12 protein-coding genes are annotated in these 20,066 nt (G+C 64.0%); 3 read left to right on the forward strand and 9 right to left on the reverse strand.

Features of this window, described 5'->3' with window-relative positions; translation table 11 throughout:
• Positions 1-363: 363 nt before the first annotated feature.
• Positions 364-1,758: an OFA family MFS transporter gene (locus CXY70_RS08625; RefSeq protein WP_104191954.1), complete on the reverse strand. Its 1,395-nt coding sequence runs from the start codon at positions 1,756-1,758 to the stop codon at positions 364-366.
• A 206-nt stretch (positions 1,759-1,964) separates the two neighbouring features.
• Between CXY70_RS08625 and CXY70_RS08630 the strand changes: the two genes are divergently transcribed.
• Positions 1,965-4,265 (forward strand): FdhF/YdeP family oxidoreductase, encoded by a 2,301-nt coding sequence (locus CXY70_RS08630; protein WP_104191955.1) that lies wholly within the window; start codon positions 1,965-1,967, stop codon positions 4,263-4,265.
• Between the two features lie 6 nt (positions 4,266-4,271).
• Here the strand turns inward: CXY70_RS08630 and fdhD are convergent, their stop codons facing one another.
• The 7 genes from fdhD to CXY70_RS08665 all read right to left on the reverse strand — a co-directional run bounded on the left by fdhD (position 4,272) and on the right by CXY70_RS08665 (position 13,834).
• Positions 4,272-5,123, reverse strand: a complete 852-nt coding sequence (gene fdhD, locus CXY70_RS08635; protein WP_104191956.1) for a formate dehydrogenase accessory sulfurtransferase FdhD — start codon at positions 5,121-5,123, stop codon at positions 4,272-4,274.
• Between the two features lie 49 nt (positions 5,124-5,172).
• On the reverse strand, positions 5,173-6,189 hold the full coding sequence (gene moaA, locus CXY70_RS08640; RefSeq protein WP_233205852.1) for a GTP 3',8-cyclase MoaA: 1,017 nt from the start codon (positions 6,187-6,189) through the stop codon (positions 5,173-5,175).
• A 232-nt stretch (positions 6,190-6,421) separates the two neighbouring features.
• Positions 6,422-7,639, reverse strand: coding sequence for a formaldehyde dehydrogenase, glutathione-independent (fdhA, locus tag CXY70_RS08645; RefSeq protein WP_104191958.1), 1,218 nt, complete (start codon positions 7,637-7,639; stop codon positions 6,422-6,424).
• Between the two features lie 180 nt (positions 7,640-7,819).
• Positions 7,820-9,850, reverse strand: a complete 2,031-nt coding sequence (locus CXY70_RS08650) for a PhoX family phosphatase (protein WP_233205853.1) — start codon at positions 9,848-9,850, stop codon at positions 7,820-7,822.
• Between the two features lie 184 nt (positions 9,851-10,034).
• Entirely contained in the window at positions 10,035-11,393 is a 1,359-nt protein-coding gene (locus tag CXY70_RS08655) for a GntP family permease (RefSeq protein ID WP_104191960.1), read from the reverse strand.
• 35 nt (positions 11,394-11,428) lie between these two features.
• Positions 11,429-12,601: a glycerate kinase gene (locus CXY70_RS08660; protein ID WP_104191961.1), complete on the reverse strand. Its 1,173-nt coding sequence runs from the start codon at positions 12,599-12,601 to the stop codon at positions 11,429-11,431.
• Between the two features lie 75 nt (positions 12,602-12,676).
• Complete coding sequence (locus CXY70_RS08665) at positions 12,677-13,834, reverse strand: sugar diacid recognition domain-containing protein (protein WP_158250939.1); 1,158 nt, start codon at positions 13,832-13,834, stop codon at positions 12,677-12,679.
• Positions 13,835-14,042: 208 nt separating this feature from the next.
• Here CXY70_RS08665 and CXY70_RS08670 point away from each other — a divergent pair, with 208 nt between their 5' ends.
• Positions 14,043-14,315, forward strand: coding sequence for a hypothetical protein (locus CXY70_RS08670; protein WP_104191963.1), 273 nt, complete (start codon positions 14,043-14,045; stop codon positions 14,313-14,315).
• The gene (locus CXY70_RS08675; RefSeq protein ID WP_104191964.1) at positions 14,312-17,743 is read left to right on the forward strand and encodes a DNA polymerase III subunit alpha; all 3,432 of its coding nucleotides are present in this window, start codon (positions 14,312-14,314) and stop codon (positions 17,741-17,743) included. Before CXY70_RS08670 ends, CXY70_RS08675 begins: the two co-directional genes overlap by 4 nt.
• A gap of 14 nt (positions 17,744-17,757) precedes the next feature.
• On the opposite strand, the gene CXY70_RS08680 is transcribed toward CXY70_RS08675, so the two are convergent.
• A complete protein-coding gene (locus CXY70_RS08680; RefSeq protein ID WP_158250940.1) occupies positions 17,758-20,037 on the reverse strand; it encodes a transglycosylase domain-containing protein in 2,280 nt (759 codons plus the stop codon).
• Positions 20,038-20,066 lie beyond the last annotated feature (29 nt).

Genomic DNA, 20,066 nt, shown 5'->3' on the forward strand with positions numbered 1-20,066 from the left:
TGGCAATTCGGGGTTGTCGCGAGTGAAAATGGCTGAATTTCGGCACTTTCAGGTCGAGAAACGGTGAGGATCCCCAAAACAGAAACACACAAATCAGGCATACCTAGCCAGGTTAGCGAATTCCCCATTCGCCATCATTGCATGATTGAGGGCGCTCGGGGTGACAAACTGCCCTGATCGGCACCACGCACTGAACACGCAAAATAGAGCCACGCCCCAGTGAATGGGGCATGGCTCTATCTGTTTATATCTGCACAGGCCGGGTTTAGCCGAACAGGGCCGTCACCTTCGCGAGTGTCTGAGAAATGCCGTAGGCCAGCGGAATCCCCACCAGCGCCCAAGCCACGATGACTTTTAGAACCTTCATGCGTGCGCCTTCTTTACTTTTGCACCGGCGAGCGGCTTTTCGGGTTCATGAAAGTCGGTGTGAACCGGTCGCACGAAGAGGTTCGCCACAAAGCCGACAACGAGCAGCCCGACCATGGTGAGCAGGGCCGGCTGATAGGCCGCTGCCGTCAACTCACCCGGAGCGCCCTGCGCGTCCAGGAACGAGTTAACAATGAGCGGACCGGCAATACCGGCCGCCGACCAGGCTGTCAGCAGCCGGCCATGGATGGCTCCCACCTGGAAGGTTCCGAACAGGTCCCGCAGGTAAGCCGGAGCGGTAGAGAAACCGCCACCGTAGAACGAGATGATGATGAAGGCCAGAAGAACGTAGAGCACTGTCGTGCTCGATCCAAAGAGGGCCAGCAGCAGGTACAAAACCGTGCCTACGCCCAAGTACATCATGTAGATGTTCTTACGCCCGGTCTTGTCCGACGTGGCTGACCAGGCGAAACGTCCACCCATGTTGCCCAGTGACAACAAGCCGACAAAACCACCGGCAACGGTCGCGGAGACCAGTGAGTTGCCGTCGTTCTGCCGGAAGAAGTCCTGGATCATCGGTGCAGCCTGTTCGAGAATGCCGATACCGGCCGTAACGTTGCAGAACAAGACCACCCAGAGCAGCCAGAACTGACGCGTTCGAATGGCATTCTTGGCTGAAACGTGGTTGTTCGTGACGAGGGCCTTAGCACGCACCTTCGACGGATCGAATCCGGCCGGCACCCAATCAGCAGCCGGAACCTTAATTGTGAAAGCGCCAAACATCATGTACGCGAGGTAGACCACGGCGAGGGTAAGAAAAAGCTTGCCCACGGAATCGCCACTGGCCACCCAGTTCGCCGTCCCGGAGTTGGGGTCATAGAGGGCAAGCAGCGCCGTCGACAACGGGCTGGCGATGAGCGCGCCACCTCCGAAGCCCATGATGGCCATGCCAGTGGCGAGTCCCGGACGGTCCGGAAACCATTTGATGAGCGTCGAAACGGGCGAAATGTAGCCGATGCCGAGCCCGATACCACCGATGAAGCCGTAGCCGACGTAGACCAGCCACAGTTGATTCGTGAAGATTCCGAGCGAACCGATGAGGAATCCGCCCGACCAGAACAGAGCCGCGACGAACATGGCCTTGCGCGGCCCGTTGGTGTCGACCCAGGTGCCCATGATGGCCGCCGACAGACCGAGCATCACGATGGCGATTGAGAAGATCACCCCGATCTGCACCAGGCTGGCCTCGAAGTGCGCCACGAGCGCCGTCTTGTAGACACTCGTGGCGTACGCCTGGCCGATACAGAGGTGCACGGCCAGTGCGGCCGGCGGAATCAGCCAGCGATTAAATCCGGGTGGGGCAATAGTGCGGTCTCGATCGAGCCAGCTCATGGGGCGTCCTTGCTGCCGGTAAGGCGATAGCGACTCTGCTGTGCGTTTCGGCTGTCCACGAGGACCGTGAACGTACTCCGCGAACAAATAGATTGAATGGTCTGCGGAGGCAATCCTAGATGATCCACGGAGCAAACTTCGTTCCAAAATGTTACCCATTTTATGATTCGGGGGAATTCCCCTATCCGGCAAGGCAGGATGGGTACATGACACGTTCAGCACCTATCGACGACATCAACGAAAATAATCTTGTCGTCACGGCCCCCAAGACCCACGCGGCGGGCGTCGAAGCCGTAGTAGTGGCGCTCGATCGGGGTATCGCCCAGGCTGGTATCGTGCGCACCGCACGTTCCCTGTTGCGCCTCAATCAGCGCGACGGCACCGACTGCCCCGGATGCGCCTGGCCGGAATCGCAGGGACACCGCAAGACCGCAGAGTTCTGCGAAAACGGCGCGAAGGCCGTCGCCGAAGAGAGCACGCTGCGCACGGTGACGCCCGAGTTCTGGGCAAAGCATTCCATCGCCGAGCTCGCCACCAAGACCGAATACTGGCTCGGCAACCAGGGCCGAATCACGCACCCCGTCGTCATCCGCCCAGGCGATACGCACTACTCGCAAATCTCCTGGGACGATGCCTTCGAGCTCATCGGCGAGCAGATTCGCGCCACTGTACCCGATCGCACCGTTTTCTACACATCTGGCCGCACCGCCAACGAGTCGGCGTTCATGTACCAATTGTTCGCCAGGTCGATCGGCACCAACAACCTGCCCGACTGCTCCAATATGTGCCACGAGTCCTCCGGCTCAGCGCTCAACCCCACGATCGGCATCGGCAAAGGCACGGTCTCGCTCGAGGACATTCACCAGGCTGAACTCATTTTTGTGGTCGGCCAGAACCCGGGCACCAACCACCCGCGCATGCTGTCGGCCTTGGCCGAATGCAAGGACAACGGCGGCAAGATTGTGGCCGTCAACCCTCTGCCCGAAGCGGGACTGTTCAACTTCATGGACCCGCAAACTCCGAAGGGCGTCGTTGGCAAGGGAACCAACCTGGCTGATGAGTTTCTGCAGATCAAGGTCGGCGGTGACCTGGCCCTGTTCCAGGCGCTCGGTCATCTGTTGCTCGAGGAGGAAGCCCGCGTACCGGGGTCGGTCATCGACCACGAGTTCGTCGCCGCGAACACCGATGGGATCGAGGCCTACCGCGCTGCTCGTTCGGTGATCGACTGGGCCGAGACGAAGAAAGCCACCGGCCTGGACCGTGCCGCAATCGAGACTGTGGCGAAGCTGCTCATCGCGAGCAAGGCCACCATCATCTGCTGGGCGCTCGGACTGACCCAGCAGCCACACTCGGTGAACACCCTCAAGGAGATCATCAACCTCCTACTCCTGCAGGGCAACTTCGGCAAGCCCGGCGCCGGAGCGTGCCCGGTACGCGGCCATTCCAACGTGCAGGGCGACCGCACCATGGGTGTGTGGGAAAAGCCGAAAGAGGCCATGCTCGCCGCGCTCGACGCCGAGTTCGGCATCGTGTCCCCTCGCGAGCACGGCCTCGACTCCGTCGACACGGTGGATGCCTTCGTGCACGACCGCGTCGACGTGTTTGTCTCCATGGGCGGCAACTTCGCCCTGGCCTGCTCCGACACTGACCTGCTGGAGAAGGCCATGCAGCGCGTCGGTCTCACCGTGCACGTCTCCACCAAGCCCAATCGCTCGCACGTCATGCACGGTTTGACCTCGCTCATTCTGCCGACGCTCGGCCGTACGGATACCGATGACAAGCATCCGTCTGGCCGCCAGGTGCTCTCGGTGGAAGACTCCATGTCGGTCGTTCGCACCACGCAGGGACGCCTCGACCCGGTGTCGGAGCACCTGCTGGCCGAACCGGTGATCATCGCCCGCATGGCCCACGCCGCGCTCGGAGACGACCATGCGGTCGACTGGAAGGCGATGGCCGAAGACTACGACGTCGTTCGTGACCACATCTCCCGCGTCATTCCCGGCTTTGTCGATTTCAATGTTCGGCTCAAGACCAAGAATGGATTCGTGCTGCCTAACCCGCCGCGCGACACGCGGAGCTTTGCCACCGATATTGGGCTGGCCCGGTTCACGGTGAGCCCGATCGAGTACCTGTCGGCGCCAGAGGGTCACCTGATCTTGCAGACCATCCGCAGCCACGACCAGTACAACACCACGTTCTACGGACTTGATGACCGCTACCGCGGCATCAAGAACGGCCGTCGCGTCATCCTCATCCACGAAGACGACGTCACCGAGCTGGGCTTCGCCGACCGCGACATGGTCGATGTGATCAGCACGTATCAGGGCGTTGAGCGTCGTGCCGACACGTTCCGACTCGTGGTCTATCCGACACCGCGCGGCTGCGCGGCTGCATATTTTCCAGAGGCGAACGCGCTCATGCACCGCGAACTCGTGGCCCGCGAATCGAACACCCCGGGTTACAAGGCCATGACCGTGCGCTTTGTTGCAGCCGGCGCCGACGCCTAGCCTGAGTTAGGCGGCCTGCTCGTCACGCTGTGCGTCGACGATCCGGTCGCCGCCGGCGTAGACGACCATGGAGTTGCCGCGGAGAAAGCCGATGAGGGTCATGCCGACCTCGGCGGCGAACTCCGCGGCGAGCGACGAGGGCGCCGAGACCGCCGCGAGCACCGGAATGCCCGCCATCAGGGCTTTCTGGGTGAGTTCAAAACTCGCCCTGCTCGACACCATTAGCACGGTGCCGGTCAGCGGCAGCCTGTTCTCTTTGACCGCCCAGCCGATGACCTTGTCGACGGCGTTGTGCCGGCCGACATCTTCGCGCAAAACGAGGAGTTCGCCGGTGGCGGCATCGAACAGTCCGGCAGCGTGAATGCCGCCGGTCTTCTCAAACACGTTCTGTCCGGCGCGCAGCTTCTCGGGAAAAGTCGTCAACGCTTCGGCAGTCACTCGCACCGCGTCATGGGCTATCTCGAAAACTGATTTGGTGCGCACGGCGTCGATGCTCTCCTTGCCGCACAGGCCACAGGAGCTATTGGTGATGAGGGAGCGCTCCAGGCTCGGTGCCGGTGGCGCGACGCCCGCGCCCAGGGTGACATCGAGCACGTTATAGGTGTTGACTCCATCGACGGCCCCCGCACAGTAGCGGGCCGAATTGAAGTCTTCACCCTGCGTGATGACGCCCTCCGAGACCAGAAACCCCGCCGCAAGGTCGATGTCGTTACCCGGGGTACGCATCGTGACGGCGAGGCGGCGGCCGTTCACTCGAATTTCCAGGGGTTCTTCGACCGCAAGCAGGTCCTCACCAGCCAGAGGCTGGGCACCAACGGTGATTCGGGTAATTTTGCGTCGTGCGGTAATTCTGTTCATTTTTAAAGTCTCCCACGCTGGTGCCGTTGCCGCACTCCAGCGTTGCCGATTAGCCGCCGATGTAGGACATTTCGATTTTCTTGGCACCAGATGCCCGCAGCTCACTGGTCTTCGCGCTCCGCAGCTGCGAATAGCGGTCGGTGCGCTCCCGCCAGAGGTGCGCCATGACGGTGGAGAGTTCGGCGTCGGAGCAGCCGCCACGCATAAGAGCCCGCAGGTCGTGGCCTTCGGTGGCGAATAGGCAGGTGAACAACTTGCCGTCAGTCGATACCCGCGCCCGCGAGCAGGTCTGGCAGAAGTTTTGGGTCACGCTCGAGATGACGCCGATCTCGCCGCCGCCGTCTTGGTAGCGCCAGCGTCGGGAGGTTTCGCCAGTGTAGTTCGGAGCAATCTCTTCGAGCGGCAACTCGGCATGGATACGCGCAATCACGTCCTTCGACGGCACGACAGCGCCCATCTCCCAGCCGTTGCTGGTGCCGACGTCCATGAATTCGATAAACCGCAAAATGTGAGGGGTGTCCTTGAAATGGCGGGCCATGGCCACGATGTCCTGGTCGTTTTTGCCGCGCTGTACCACCATATTGACCTTGACCGGGCCGAGGCCGACCGCTTCGGCCACGTCGATGCCGTTCAGTACCTTCGCCACGGGAAACTTCACGTCGTTCATGGTGCGAAACGTGGTGTCGTCAAGCGAGTCGAGCGACACGGTTACTCGTTTCAAGCCGGCATCCTTGAGCGCCTGCGCCTTGACGGCCAGCGCCGACCCGTTGGTGGTGAGCGCGATGTCGATCTCACGTCCATCGGGAGTGCGCAGCTCGGCCAGCAGGGCGATGAGGTCTTCGAGCCCCTTGCGCAGCAGTGGTTCACCGCCGGTCAGCCGAATCTTCTCAACGCCATGGGCAACGGCCACGCGCGCGAGCCGGGTCAGCTCTTCGAAGCTGAGGAGTTCGTCATGTTCCATGAACGCAAAGTCTCGACCGAAGATCTCCTTCGGCATGCAATACACACAGCGAAAGTTACATCGGTCGGTGACGCTCAGGCGCAGGTCGTGCAACGGTCGGTTCATCCGGTCGGTCACGGTGCCGGTAGGTGTTTCGAGGTTCAATGGAATGTCCGCGCGCTCTCGATAGAAGCGCGGAGCTGGAAGTGCAAGGTCGGCGCCGGTCATGTTTCCACCCTAACCCCGCGTCCCGCACGGCGATGCCCAGAACTCCGGTTCTAAGCGGATGCTGATGGACGCCGATACGAGAATGCCCCGCCCGGGAGAGTTCCCGGGCGGGGCATCCGCTTACCTGTTACTAGCCCTTGACGTACCCGTTGGGGTTCAGCACGTACTTCGTCGCCGCGCCGGCGTCGAATTCGGCGTAGCCACGCGGGGCATCTTCGAGGCTGATGGCCTGAGCGTTCACGGCCTTGGCGATCTGTACCTTGTCGTGCAGGATCGCCATCATCAGCTGGCGGTTGTACTTCATCACCGGGCACTGACCCGTGGTGAAGGACAGCGACTTGGCCCAGCCGAGGCCCAGCCGAATCGACAGCGAGCCCACCTGGGCAGCCTTTTCCTTGGCCCCCGGGTCACCCGTGACATAGAGGCCCGGAATGCCGAGGGCACCGCCGGCAGCGGTAACCGTCATGAGCGAGTTGAGCACGGTCGCCGGAGCCTCGTGGTCGGCGTCCTTACCGTGACCACGCGCCTCGAAGCCCACGGCGTCGACACCGGCATCGACCTCCGGCACGCCGAGGATCTGCTCGATCTGCTCCCCAGGCTCGCCCTTGCTGAGGTCGATGGTCTCGCAGCCGAAGCTGCGGGCCTGCGCGAGACGATCCGCGTTCATGTCACCGACGATGACGACGGCCGCGCCGAGCAGCTGCGCCGAGACGGCGGCCGCGAGGCCCACCGGGCCAGCTCCGGCCACGTACACGGTCGTTCCGACGCCGGCACCGGCACTGTATGCCCCGTGGAATCCGGTCGGGAAGATGTCGGAGAGCATGGTGAGGTCCATGATTTTTTCGAGCGCCTGGTCCCGGTCAGGAAACTTCAGCAGGTTCCAGTCGGCGTAGGGAACCAGCACGTACTCGGCCTGGCCTCCCACCCAACCGCCCATGTCGACGTAGCCGTATGCACTACCCGGACGGTCCGGGTTGACGTTGAGGCAGATACCGGTCTTGCGTTCCTTGCAGTTGCGACAGCGACCGCAGCTGATGTTGAACGGCACCGACACGATGTCGCCCACCTTGATGAATTCGACGTCGGGGCCAGCTTCGACCACTTCGCCGGTGATTTCGTGACCCAGCACCAGGTTCGCCGGTGCGGTCGTACGGCCACGCACCATGTGCTGGTCGGAGCCGCAAATATTGGTGGTCACTGTTTTGAGAATGACGCCGTGCGGCACCTTCCGACCGACGTTGGCCGGGTTGACGCCCGGTCCGTCTTTGAGTTCGAACGTAGGGTAGTCGATGTCAATGACCTCGACGACTCCGGCGCTCTTGTAGGCAACTGCTCTGTTCCCCGTCATGAACTACCTTCCTCGTTTTTCTTCGCGGAGCAGGCCAAACGACCTTCTCCACACTGGGTGAGCGCTGCGATTCTGACTACAGCCCTCTTACTCCACCACGGATCTCAGAAATTACAATCGGCCAACTCCCAGTTCGTGGCCCCCGTTCTGGCCTAGGGAACGACCAGAACGGGCAGTGAATCAGCTCTTCCAGACCTGCACGACGGATGGCCGCGGCCCCGCCCACGCACCAGCCGAAGCGGTGGCCCCCAGCGCAACGTAGTCGGGGAATCGGCTGGACTGGGCAGCCCAGTTGCCGTTTTCCCCCGGATGCTGCACGGCGACATAAACCATCGATTGCTCCGAGCGGATGACCGGGCCGCAGGTCTCCGCCTGGCGCGGCACCGCGAGGAACTGTTGCACCCGCCCGCGCTCGGGACCGGCGAGCGGAACCTTGAACAGTCCGTCGCAGAATCCAATCGTGCTCGGTGCGCCGTCGGTGGAAATCCACAGGTTGCCCTCGGTGTCGAAGGCCACGTTGTCTGGGCAGGATATTGGCGACACCTTGTCGCTCGGGAAACCGGCGAAATAGGTGCTCGTGTTGGTCTTCGGGTTTCCGCAGACGAGCAGCAGGTTCCAGTCGAAGGTCACCGAGGTGACATCAGATCCGGTTTCGGTGATCTCCACGATGTGGCCGTCGCGGTTGATCGCCCGCGGGTTGGGCTCGGTGGCACCCTCCTTGCCTGGCAGGCCGCGATCGGTGTTGTTGGTGCAGGCGACATAGATCTTGCCGGTCACCGGGCTCGGCTCGACGTCTTCGCAGCGGTCCATTTTGGTGGCGCCGACGGCATCCGCTACCAGGCGGGTGTTCACGAGCGCATCATCCGTCGTGAAGCCGGGAACCTGGCAGACGCCGTCGATGACGAGCGCTACCCACTGTCCGGTGCCGTCGAAGCGTCCGTCGGCCGGCAGCTGGCCGGTGCCGGTGATCTCGGCGGCCGGCGAGTTGCCCGCGAACCGGGCCACGTACAGGGAGCCCCTGGTGAGCAGGGATTTGTTGTGGCTGCGCGCCTTCGGGCTCTTTTTCTTGTCGAAGCGGTCGTGGGAGACGAACTTATAGAGGTAGTCGAAGCGTTCGTCGTCGCCCATGTAGGCGGCGACATGGCCGGTCTTTCCGACGATAACGTTGGCGCCTTCGTGCTTGAACCGGCCGAGGGCTGTGTGCTTGACCGGGGGCTCGTCCGGTGCCTCCGGGTCGATCTCCACGATCCAACCGAATCTGTTCGGCTCGTTCTCGTTGCCGGCGACAGTGGCGTCGAAGCGGTCATCGATCTGTTCCCAGAGCCGACCGGTGGGGCGGTTGGCCAGGCCATAGCGGGCATCAGCTGCACTGGTGCCCGTGGTGCGAAAGTAGCCGTTGAAGTTCTCTTCGCCGGAGAGCACCGTGCCCCAGGGCGTGGTGCCGCCGGCGCAGTTGCCGAGGGTGCCGAGCACGGTGCGGCCGGTGGGGTCGCCCTTCGTCTTCAGCAGATCACTGCCGGCGGCCGGACCGGTAACGGTGAACGGTGTGCTCGCGGTGATGCGCCGGTTGAGGCGGTCACCCACCCGGTAGGTCCAGGGTTGGCCGGCGCGCTTTCGTTCGAGGGCGACCACGGACATGCCGTGGGCCATCATGGCAATGCGACGCTGCTCATCCGCTTCGGCCGGTGTGGTGGCGGGGGCGAACATGATGTTCTCATTGGTGTACTCGTGATTGGTGACGAGGATGCCGTCCCGCCCCTTGCGCCCCGGACCCTCGAGGATGTCGAGGTAATCGTTGTTGTAGCCGAACTGGAGGGCCTGCGACGCGGCCGTCTGGTGTTCCGGGTCGAACCGATCGGTGGCGGCGAACAGCGGGTCCCCCCAGCGGATGATGGGGTTCCAGGAATAGCCGGCGGGCACCGAAAAGGCGTCGACGGCGGCCGGAACGGGCGCGATCGGCGTGAATGCGAGGCCCCGGCTGGCTGGACCGCCGGGTGCCGCCAAGGCGGGTACCGACTGGCCCGACCCGAGTACGATCGCCGCAGCACCCACGCCCGCGCCCACGAGCAGGGAACGACGGCTCAGGGCAGCGCCGACGATGTCGCGAAAGTAGTCGTTCTTGCTCTCGTTGGGCACCGGGTGGAAGCAGGCGTCAGCGCACTTGAGGTGGCAGGTGACCGCGCTGCGCTTGCCGAGCGTGTGCCCCTCCATGGGAAGCAGCGGCAACAACGGCCGATCACGATCGGTCGCGTGCTGGCGGGGGCCGGTGGATTCACGATTCAGCATGCGAGCGCTCCTCATGGTTAGGGTGAGCCCCGAACTGGGGGCAGACCTACCCTGCCGCCGCTCGGTGTCCCGGGGGTTAACCGAACATGAACGCTTGAAGCTGATAGCGCTACAAAACGATGAGCCCGATCACCCAAACGGCGGCGAAACCGGCGACACCCTGAATTGCCGTGGCCGGGGTGAGCGTGCGGTATGCGGTCGCTACTGGAATACGGCTGAGCTGCGACACCACCCAGAAGAAGCTGTCGTTGGCGTGCGAGACCACCATGGCACCGGCGCCGATCGCGAGCACTGAAAGTACCTTGCCCAGGTCAGAATCAAGACCGAGCGCCGGCAGCAGGGGCAACAGCAACACGGAGGTGGTCACCATCGCTACCGTAGATGAGCCCTGGGCAGTCTTGAGTGCGGCCGAGATCACGAACGGCACGGCGAGCCCGAGGCCGAGGGTCGACAGGGAGCTGCCGAGGAAGTCGGTGAGGTCGGAAGCGGCGAGAACGGCTCCGAAGGCAGCTCCGGAGGCCGTGATCAGCAGGATGGGTGCCGAGATGCGAATGCCCTCTGTGACGCGTTCGCCGAACATGTCGAGCTTGCCCTTGCCCCGCAGGAGAAACAGGGAGGCGAGCAAGCCGACGGCCAGGGCGATAACGGGGGTGCCGAGAAAAACAACGGCTAGGTACAGGCCGGACTCGCCGAACGGCAGACTGGGAAGCTTGGCGATCGAGGCGATGCAGATCAGCAGGATCGGCGCGAGAATCGGCAAAAAGGCCATGAACGCGTTGGGCAGTTTGCCGTAGGAGGCGCGAATCTTGTCGTAGTCCTGCTCATCTTCTTCGCCGGCCACTTCCGGCATGAGCTCGATGTTCTTCGTCAGGAACCGGTTCGCCCAGAGCAGCCCGGCCGCCGCAGAAACCGCAGCGGCAATCAGGCCGAATCCGATGATCAGTCCGAGCTGGTCGATGACGTTGAGATTGCCGGCAGCGGCGAGCGGTCCTGGGGTCGGCGGCACGAACACGTGGGTAGCGTACAGGCCGGTCATCAGCGCAATCGTCATCGCCACCAGCGACACCTTGGCGCGGGCGGCGAGCGATTTCTTGAGCGAATTCAGAATGACGAATCCGGAGTCACAGAACACCGGGATCGACACGATGAAGCCGATGACGCTCATGGTGAGGGTCGGGAATCGAGTGCCCAGCACCCGAATGAGTGCTTCGGCCATGGCGATGGCGGCGCCGGTGCGCTCGAGGATCACCCCGATGATGGTGCCGAACAGAATGATCAGACCGATATTTCCGAGAGTGGCGCCGAAGGCCGTCGTGATGGTCGGGGCGATCGTGTCGACCGGCAACCCGAATGCGAAACCACCGACTAAGGCGGCGGCGAGCAAAGCGAGAAAGGGATTGATTTTCAGCTTCGCGGTGGCGAAGACGATTGCGGCGACGAGAGTCACCAGGATGGCGATGCTCAGCATTGAGAGGGCCTTTCTATTTCTGGGTGGAGCGGCAACTAGTGGGACTGAAGAAAGAGGGTGACGGCGTGCGCCGTCGTGTCGCGCACGCGTTCGGCCGCGTGTTGCTGCAGGTCGTCGAGGGTCGCCGGTCCGCCGGCGATCGAGAAGGCGGCGGTGACCCCGGATGCTGCGGTGTCGGCCGCAGGCAGCGCCACCCGTCCTGCGATGACGACGACCGGGCATCCCGCCGGGGCCAGACGAGCGACAGCCACGGCTACCTTGCCGCCGAGGGATTGGGAGTCGAAGCTGCCTTCACCGGTGAGAACGAGGTCGGCGTTGGCGATTTTTTCGGCGAGACCGACGGCATCCGCTACCAGGGTTGAGCCGGGCACCAGCTCGGCACAAAGCAACGGCACCAGAGTGGCCGGTATACCGCCGGCTGCTCCCGCACCGGGCCGGTTGGTCATGTCCTCGCCGGTTTCGTCCAGAACGATGGCGGCGAGGTGGGCCAGACCGGCGTCGAGCTCGGCAATGTCACTCGGCGAGGCACCCTTTTGCGGGCCGAACACCGCGGCGGCGCCGGTCGGGCCGCAGAGTGGATTATTCACGTCGACGGCAACACGCCAGCGCACGGCGCGGGCGTGCGGATGCAGTCCGGCGAGGTCGATTGACTCTATCTGCACCAGGCCGGCCCCGCCGGGAGCGACGATTTCGCCGGCCGCATCGAGGAAGCGTGCGCCGAGCGCGGCGAGCAGGCCGGTTCCACCGTCGGTGCTGGCCGAGCCGCCGATGCAGAGCAGAATCTCCTCGACATTTTGATCGAGCAATTCCCGGGCGAGCAGACCGACGCCGAAGGTGTCGGCGCGCTGGGGTTGGGGCGCGGCATCCGCTACCAGCGGCAAACCATTGGACTCGGCCGCCTCGATCAGGCCGACCCGGCCATTAGTTGACCGCGCATAGTGGGCCAGTCGGCTGCGGCCAAGCGCATCGACGGTGGGCATGGTGCGGGGTTCGACGCCCCAGACGGCGGCGATGGCATCGAGGGTCCCCTCGCCGCCGTCCGCCATCGGACAGAGGGTGATCTGGGCCTGCGGCAGACCGAGAGCGATGGCGGCGTCGCAGGCCCCGTCGGCCATGGCTGCGGCGGCGGCTGCTGCACTGAGGCTTCCCTTGAACGAATCCGGTGCGATGACTATTGTGAGCGGCTTCACTGCCGGGCGACCGTTCATGAGTTCAGGCTAGGTCACAATCGCGCACATATTCAGGTGGAATGAACCCACATTTTTCGCTGGGTTTCGAGACAATTACTGTGTACCGTGCACATAGTGGGCGTCGTCGGCCGCCAGTGCGACCCGCATCGAGACTGCGGAACTGAAATGCCGCATGTTGAAAGTCGTGAGCACTTCGATGCGGTCGAGTCGCTGCACGACGGTATTGCGGTGCACGCCGAGCGCTCGCGCAGCGCCGGCGATCGACAGTTCGTTGCCGAGAAACACCCGGGCGGTTTCGCGCAGGGTGTCACTGAGCGGGGCGAGTACCGACGCGGCGAGGTCGTCAATCATGGCGTCGGGCAGGCCGGCGATCGCAAGTTCGAGCCCCAGCGAGTCGAGCCGAATCTCGGGGCCGGCTCGCGTGGTGAGTGGGACGAGGAGTCCGGGCCGGGCCAGCAGCGTGCCGAGGCGCTCCGCGTCACCGGTGAGTTGCGGCATCGTCGCGCCGACCCGCCCGGTCAGAAACCACAGGGGCTCTACGCGGGACTGTTGCAGGCGTTGCCGGAGCAGTGACAAACCGATCGCCGTCGACGATCCGCTCAGCACCCAGACGGCGCCGTTGATATCGGCGGCCACCACCCCGGAGAGCTCGCGCAGCTGGCGCAGCAGCGACACCGACGAGTTCGCGCCGGGCGCCCTGTTGAAAACTCCGGTCAGGTTCCACGGCGGCTGCAGGGGCACGTCGATGCCCCGCAATCCCGATATCAGGCGGCTTTCGGTGAGCTTACCCAGCGACAAAGTTGAGAGGATGTCCCGGGTCGCCGATTCTCGCCACGACGCGTTGTCGCGCAGTCGTTCCTGGGTGAGCAGCATGTGAACGGTCAGCACGAGCACCTGCGCGACCGGCAGAACCTCGGCGGGGGTTCCGGTGACCCCCACGACCGCGACGACGTGGCCGTCGAGGATCAACGGAATATTCACGCCTGGCCGGGTGCCTTGGTGTTCGTCACCGGGGGCAATGTGTACTGCTTCGCCGCGGAACGCCGCGTCCCGGGCTCCATCGTGCCGGGTACCGATGCGGGCGGCGTCCACCGAGCCAATGATCATGCCGGTCGCATCCATGATGTTCACGTTGTGCACCAGGCTCGGCGCAAGTTGTTCGACCAGACGCTGGGCGAGCTCCCTGGTGATCTGCGCTGTGCTGGGTGAGCTTTCGGTCGGTGCACTGCCGTTCGGTATTACTTCGATCATCTGGCCATCGTAGATCGCGAGCGTCAGCTGGGCCGCGGGCAATCGCCCATGGCGCATGTCGGTGGGGTGACATACACTTTTACTTAGAAGAAATATTCGATAGCCATTGGTTTCAACAAAATTTTGTTCGAACTCATTGCAGGAGTTTTTTAACCATCGCTCATCAGGTTTTTACCATTATCACCCGTCACGAGCCAGGGAGCCCACCTTGCCCCAAATTATTGACGCACCGGTCGACGTTGAGTTGTCCCCCGACGGCGACCCGCGCGCATTCATCTGGAATCGGTTCGAACACACCGTCATCGGACAACCGCAGGCGGTGTTCAAACGCACCCGGTGGTGGGAAAACGAAGGAACCCCCACCCGCATCGACACCGAGCTGTGGCGGCTCGACGCCAGTCGCGGCGGCGAAGAACAGCACCGCTACGACCTGCGTCGCGGCATTGACGGGTCCTGGACTTTAGCATTGGACTGGGGATGAGCAACGCACTGGCGACGAGCTTCGCGCACCTACACGTTGCGAGCGCCTACTCGACCCATTACGGGGTAACGCTTCCCGAAGCTCTGGCCGAGCAGGCGGCCGCGCAGGGCGCGAATTTTCTAGCCGTCACTGACCGTGACGGACTCTACGGAGCTGTCAAACACGTGCGAGCCTGCGAGATCGTGGGTATCCGCCCCGGGCTCGGCGCCGAACTTGCCGTGCACGACGAGGAGTATCGCCCGCTCGGCCGAGTGGTCGTGCTCGCCCACGGTCACACCAACGGTCGCGGGTACGCCGCGCTCTGCCGGGCAGTCAGCTCCGCCCACGACGGTGGTGCCGGTCAACGCTCCGCGCTCACGCCCGGCAGTACCGGACCGAGCATTTCGCGCTCCCGCCTGGCCGACCTGGCCGGCCTCGCCTCGCTCACCGTGCTGCTCGGCCCCGACTCCGACGTCGGCCTCGCGATCGCAAGGCGCGACAATTCAGATGCTGCGGCGCGGCTCGCCCACTGGCAGCGGGCCCTGCCCGCCCAGGCCGTCGTGCTCGAAATCGTCTGTCACCTGGCCGAAAGCGGCACCGTCGGCAGCGTGACCCCGGCCACGCGCATGCTCGCCCTCGCCGAGAACGCGGGGCTCCCCGCAGTGCTCAGTAATGCCGTGCGGTACGGCACGCCCGGCGAGGCGGTCACTGCCGATCTCGCCGATGCCGCACGCTTCCTGCTGCCGCTGGCCGAACTCGAAACCCCCCAAACCAACGGCCAGGCCTGGCTCAAACCGGCCGGAGCGATGCGCCAGGTGGCCCGCATGGTCGTCGATGCCGGTCTGCACGATGACGGGGCGCTTGAACGGCTACTGCGTGACACTGAGCAGCTCGCCGACCGGTGCAGCCTCGACCCGGTTCTCGATATCGGGCTGGGGCGCCCGCGCATGCCGGAGGCGCGCATCATCGGCGTCACCGGCGACCCGGTCACCGAACTGTGGCGGCGCGCCCGAAGCGGTATCGCCGACCTGTACTCCGCGAGCGGCTCGCGCGCGGTCGAAGCGGCCCACGCCCAGCTTGCCCACGAGATGAAAACGGTCGAACACTTAGGTTTTGCCAGCTACTTCCTCACGGTATCCCGGGTGGCCGACATCATTCGCGGGATGGGCATCCGCATTCAGGCGCGCGGTTCGGGGGTCGGCTCGGTGCTCAACTACGCGCTGCGCACCTCCTCGGTCGAACCCATCGCGAACGGACTGCTCTGGGAGCGTTTTCTCTCCCCCGAACGCCAGACGCTGCCCGACATCGACATCGACGTCGAGTCGGCCAGGCGGCACGACATCTACCGCGAGGTGTTTCGTGCCTTCGGCAGCGACCGGGTCTCGCTCATGTCGATGACCAACGCCTACCGGGGCCGTGGCGCCGTGCGCGATGCCGGCCTGGCCCTCGGCCTGCCCGACGCGCAGATCAACGTGATCGCCAAGCAGATGTGGCGATTCAACGCCCGCGACTTTCGCCGCGCCCTCGAGGAGAAACCCGAACTCGAGGCCCTCGCCGCCGAGGTGCGTGAGTCGCAACAGCTCGACCTGCTCGTCGACCTCACCGCCAAGCTTGACCGGCTCCCCCGGCACATCTCGGTGCACCCCTGCGGCGTGATCCTCTCCGACGCGAGCCTGCTCGACCGCACCCCGGTGCAGGCAAGCGGCATGGGCCTGCCGATGTCGCAATATGACAAGCACGACATGGACCCGATGGGGCTGATCAAGCTCGACATTCTCGGCGTGCGCATGCAATCGGCGATGGCGCACGCCGTTGAAGAGCACCACCGACTCACCGGCGAGAGTATCGACCTCGACCGGGTACCACTCGACGATGCGAAAACCTTCGAACTCATTCGTTCCACGCGCACGCTCGGCATTTTCCAGATCGAATCGCCCGGCCAGATGGAGCTGGTCGGCAAGCTGCAACCGGAGGTGTTCAACGACCTCACCGTGGAGATCTCGCTGTTTCGGCCCGGCCCGATGAAGAACAATATGCCGCTCAAATATCTGCAGGCCCGGCATGGCGAGGTCTCCCCCGACTACATTCACCCCCGGTTCGAGCCGATTTTGCGCGAAACCAATGGCGTTGTCATCTTTCACGAACAGGTGATGCGGCTGTTCGACGAACTCACCGGCTGCGGCCTGGGCAAAGCGGATGTCTTTCGCCGCCACCTGGGTAAACCCGAGCAACTCCCCGAGATCGAAGAGTACGTGCGCGAACGGGCGCTGGCGCGCGGGTTCAGCATTGCCGTCATCGACCAGGTCTGGACGGTGCTGGCCGGGTTTGGCAGCTTCGGCTTCGCCAAAGCGCACGGCGCAGCCTTCGCCCTACCTACGTACCAGTCCGCCTGGCTAAAAACCCATCACCCGGCCGCTTTCCTGGCCGGGCTTCTTACCCACGATCCTGGCATGTGGCCCAAAGACCTCATCGTCGCCGAGGCCAGGGTGCTCGGGGTGCCCGTACTCCCCCTCGACGTGCAGTCCAGCGCGCTGGACTACCGGGTGGAGGATCTCGCCGACGGGAGCCAGGGCATCCGTCTGGCGCTGCCGGAACTGGTCGGCAGCACGGACGCGGAGCGGGAGCGCATTGCCCGGCACCAGCCGTTTGGCTCACTGCAAGACTTTCGTGACCGGGTGCACCCTAGGCGGCGCACCTTCGAAGCACTTGCCCGGGTGGGCGCCCTCGACACCTTCATCGGCTACGACCGCACCCGGCGGCACGAACTGCTCGCGCATATCCAGTCGCTGCGCGGCACCGCCGTGGTCATTCGCGCCGACCAGCTCGCGTTTGAGGTGGAACTACCGGTACCGCGATACTCCGGCGACCGCGCCGGCGCCATCACCTCACTCGAACTGCGCGGCCGCACCCAGACCGACCTGGAGCTGCAGGACCTGAACCTGGCCGTCGGGTCACACCAGATGAAACGCTTTCACGCCCTGTTCAAGGAGTTGGGGGTGACCCCGGCGAGTGAGCTCGGCAATCTGCCCGGCGGCACCGAGGTGCTGCTCGCCGGAGTTCGGCGAGCCACGAACACGCCGCCGATGCGCGGCGGCCGCCGCGTGGTGTTCATCAGCCTCGACGATGGCACCGGCCCGGTCGCGAATGTCGTGTTCTTTCACGACGCGCAAGAGCGGGTCGGCGGGCAAGTGTTCCAGACCAATTACATGCTCGTGCGCGGTCGCACACGGCGCTCCGGTGCGCGCGGCGTCTCGGTGACCGGGGAGAATCTGTGGAACCTGTTCGACGTGGCCCGCCAGGTGAAGGAGCGGCACGCCGTCGAACACGCTGCCGCGGCGGAAGCAGCCAGCGCCGCCGCCTACGCGGCTGAACTCGCCGCGCATCCGGCGCAGCTTTCATCTCACGCCGGTGGCACCCTGCACCATCTCAATGCGGTGCAGAGTGCGTAGCCGTTTTCGTCCGGCTACTGCCCCGGCGGGGCGGGGGCCGCATCGGGCGGTGCCGGCGGGGCGACCGGCGGGGCGACCGGCGGAGCGACCGGCGGAGCGACCGGCGGAGCGACGACCACGGGGGGTGGAATGTACTTGGGGGCGAGCTCGTCGAAGGCATCTCCGCCGTACTTGGCGTTAACGACTGACATTACGACCGGCCACATGCGATGCCGGGCCGTCGCGATCTGGTCCCGTCCAAAGAACTGCCGCCGCTGGTTGAGCGCTCCGGTCAGACTCACCACGGCGACTACCGTGGCTACCTTGGTGCTGGCGCCGCTCATCCAGGTGTCTTTGGCGCCATCCGTTGTTCCGGTCTTGCCGATCATCGGTACCGCAGGCACCGTGTTGGCGTTGGACTGCCGTCCGGTGCCGCTCGTCATCACCCGACGCATCGCGTAGGCCATACCGGCCGCGACCGTCGAATCGACCGACTGCGTGCAGGTCGACGGCGGCACCGGAATCTCCACCCCACCCGGACCGACGATGCGATCAATAGCAATCGGCGAGCAGGTGACGCCCTTGTTGGCGATGCCGGCGAAGGCGACGGCCATGGTCAGCGGCGCAACCTCGTTGGTTCCGATCACGGATGCTCCAGACTGCGAGAGCGGGTTGCCGTCAGCCCGGTGCACCCCAAACGCCTCAGCCGTCTTGCGAATTCCGCAGAGGTCCAGCCGCTTGGCCATTCCGATGAAACCAGTATTGATCGAGCCAACGGTGGCCTGCAGCGCGCTGTAATTGGCGCCGGATTCGTTTGCATCGTTACGCGGGTTAAAGCCCTCCTTGTTGTAGTTCTGCGGTCCGAGGCAGCTGTCCTGAAAAGTACCCCAGTTCGCTTTGCGCCTTGAGTCAACGCGCTCGTTGAGAGAGTGGCCCTCCTTGAGCCACTCCGCGAGGGTGAAGACCTTATAGGTCGACCCGGGTTGAAACCCGCTCGACCCGCCCTCGGCGAAGTCGGTGGCGTAGTTGATGCCGGTGTAGTTGGCTCCGGTCGCCTGCACTGTGGGGTCCTGGCTGTAGTCCTTGTTCTGGGTCATGGCAAGCACCCGGCCGGTGCCGACCTGCACGCTCGTGATCACCGCGCCCACGTCCCCGCCGGCGTAGACCTTGGGCACCTGCTGATTCATGGTGGTCACGGCCGCGTTCTGCACATCGAGGTCAAGGGTCGTGTAGACGTCATAACCACCGCGCCGAAAGTTGAGCATTCGAGTGGCAGCATCCGTGCCGAAGATGGGAGCGTTCTGCAGAATTTTGGTCACATAGTCGCAGAAGTACGCGTTGGCCGCGGCAGTCTGGCAGCCAGTGCTCGGTTCGGTGATAATGGGCTCGACCGGTAACGCGACGGCGGCGTCGTAGTCGGAGTTCGTGATCTTCTGGTACCGCAGCATCTCGCGCAAAATATAGTCGCGGCGTTGTTTGTTGGCCGCGTAACCGTTTGCGGCCCCATTGGTTTCGCTCGCAGGCCTGTCGAGCTGAAACTTCACCGGGTTGTTCACAATAGCGACCAGGCTCGCCGCCTGCGTCAGGGTGAGGTTTGCCGCGGTGGTGTTGAAATAGTAATTGGCTGCGGCCTCGATGCCGTAGACAGTGCCGCCGAAGCCGGTGATATTGAAATATTGCTGCAATATGTCGTGCTTGCCGTATTTCTTCTCGACCCCGATGGCGAGCCGCATTTCCTTGAGTTTGCGATCTGGCGTGGTCTCGGTCGCCGCTCGGTAGCACGCATCGTGCGCCCGCTTGTCGGTGATCAGCTCGCACTTCTGCACGAGCACATTCTTCACATACTGCTGCGTGATCGATGACCCACCCTGCGTGTTTCCGCCGGCCACCGTTGTGGCCGTGGCCCGCAGCGTGCCCTGCAGATCCACCCCGCCATGCTCATAGAATCGGGGGTCTTCTCCCGACACCGCGGCATCCTTCGCAAACTGGCCGATCGCATCCCAACTCACCTCGATGCGGTTCTGATCGTAGAACGAGGCGAGCAGTTCGACCGTTCCGTCACTGCGGGTGGCGAAGATGTCACTCTTCTGCGACAGGGGCTCGATGTTGACGTAACCCGGCAGATTCTCGAACACCGAGATCGTGTTGGTCGCAGCTATGCCCGAGAGTGCCACGACCGGGGTCACCGACACGGCGACCAAGACGCCGGCTGCCGCGCTCATAGCGACGAACCCGAGCAGGCCGCCGAGAACGCCATGAAGAGAACGCCGCCATGACTGGGCCGCGCCGGCCGGAACCTCGGTTACTTGCACCACGTTTACCCCCAACTGAGTCGATAAGTGCG

The sequence above is a fragment of the Cryobacterium sp. Y82 genome (genome assembly GCF_002929495.1).
In the GTDB taxonomy this organism is placed as follows: Bacteria; Actinomycetota; Actinomycetes; order Actinomycetales; family Microbacteriaceae; genus Cryobacterium; species Cryobacterium serini.

Excerpts from the sequence above, each read along its gene's own strand:
- CXY70_RS08650 (WP_233205853.1), bottom strand. The coding sequence starts at position 9,850 with ATGGAGGGGCACACGCTCGGCAAGCGCAGCGCGGTCACCTGCCACCTC.
- fdhD (WP_104191956.1), bottom strand. The coding sequence starts at position 5,123 with ATGAACAGAATTACCGCACGACGCAAAATTACCCGAATCACCGTTGGT.
- CXY70_RS08625 (WP_104191954.1), bottom strand. The coding sequence starts at position 1,758 with ATGAGCTGGCTCGATCGAGACCGCACTATTGCCCCACCCGGATTTAAT.
- CXY70_RS08630 (WP_104191955.1), top strand. The coding sequence starts at position 1,965 with ATGACACGTTCAGCACCTATCGACGACATCAACGAAAATAATCTTGTC.
- CXY70_RS08675 (WP_104191964.1), top strand. The coding sequence starts at position 14,312 with ATGAGCAACGCACTGGCGACGAGCTTCGCGCACCTACACGTTGCGAGC.
- CXY70_RS08660 (WP_104191961.1), bottom strand. The coding sequence starts at position 12,601 with ATGAACGGTCGCCCGGCAGTGAAGCCGCTCACAATAGTCATCGCACCG.
- CXY70_RS08665 (WP_158250939.1), bottom strand. The coding sequence starts at position 13,834 with ATGATCGAAGTAATACCGAACGGCAGTGCACCGACCGAAAGCTCACCC.
- fdhA (WP_104191958.1), bottom strand. The coding sequence starts at position 7,639 with ATGACGGGGAACAGAGCAGTTGCCTACAAGAGCGCCGGAGTCGTCGAG.
- CXY70_RS08655 (WP_104191960.1), bottom strand. The coding sequence starts at position 11,393 with ATGCTGAGCATCGCCATCCTGGTGACTCTCGTCGCCGCAATCGTCTTC.
- moaA (WP_233205852.1), bottom strand. The coding sequence starts at position 6,189 with ATGAACCGACCGTTGCACGACCTGCGCCTGAGCGTCACCGACCGATGT.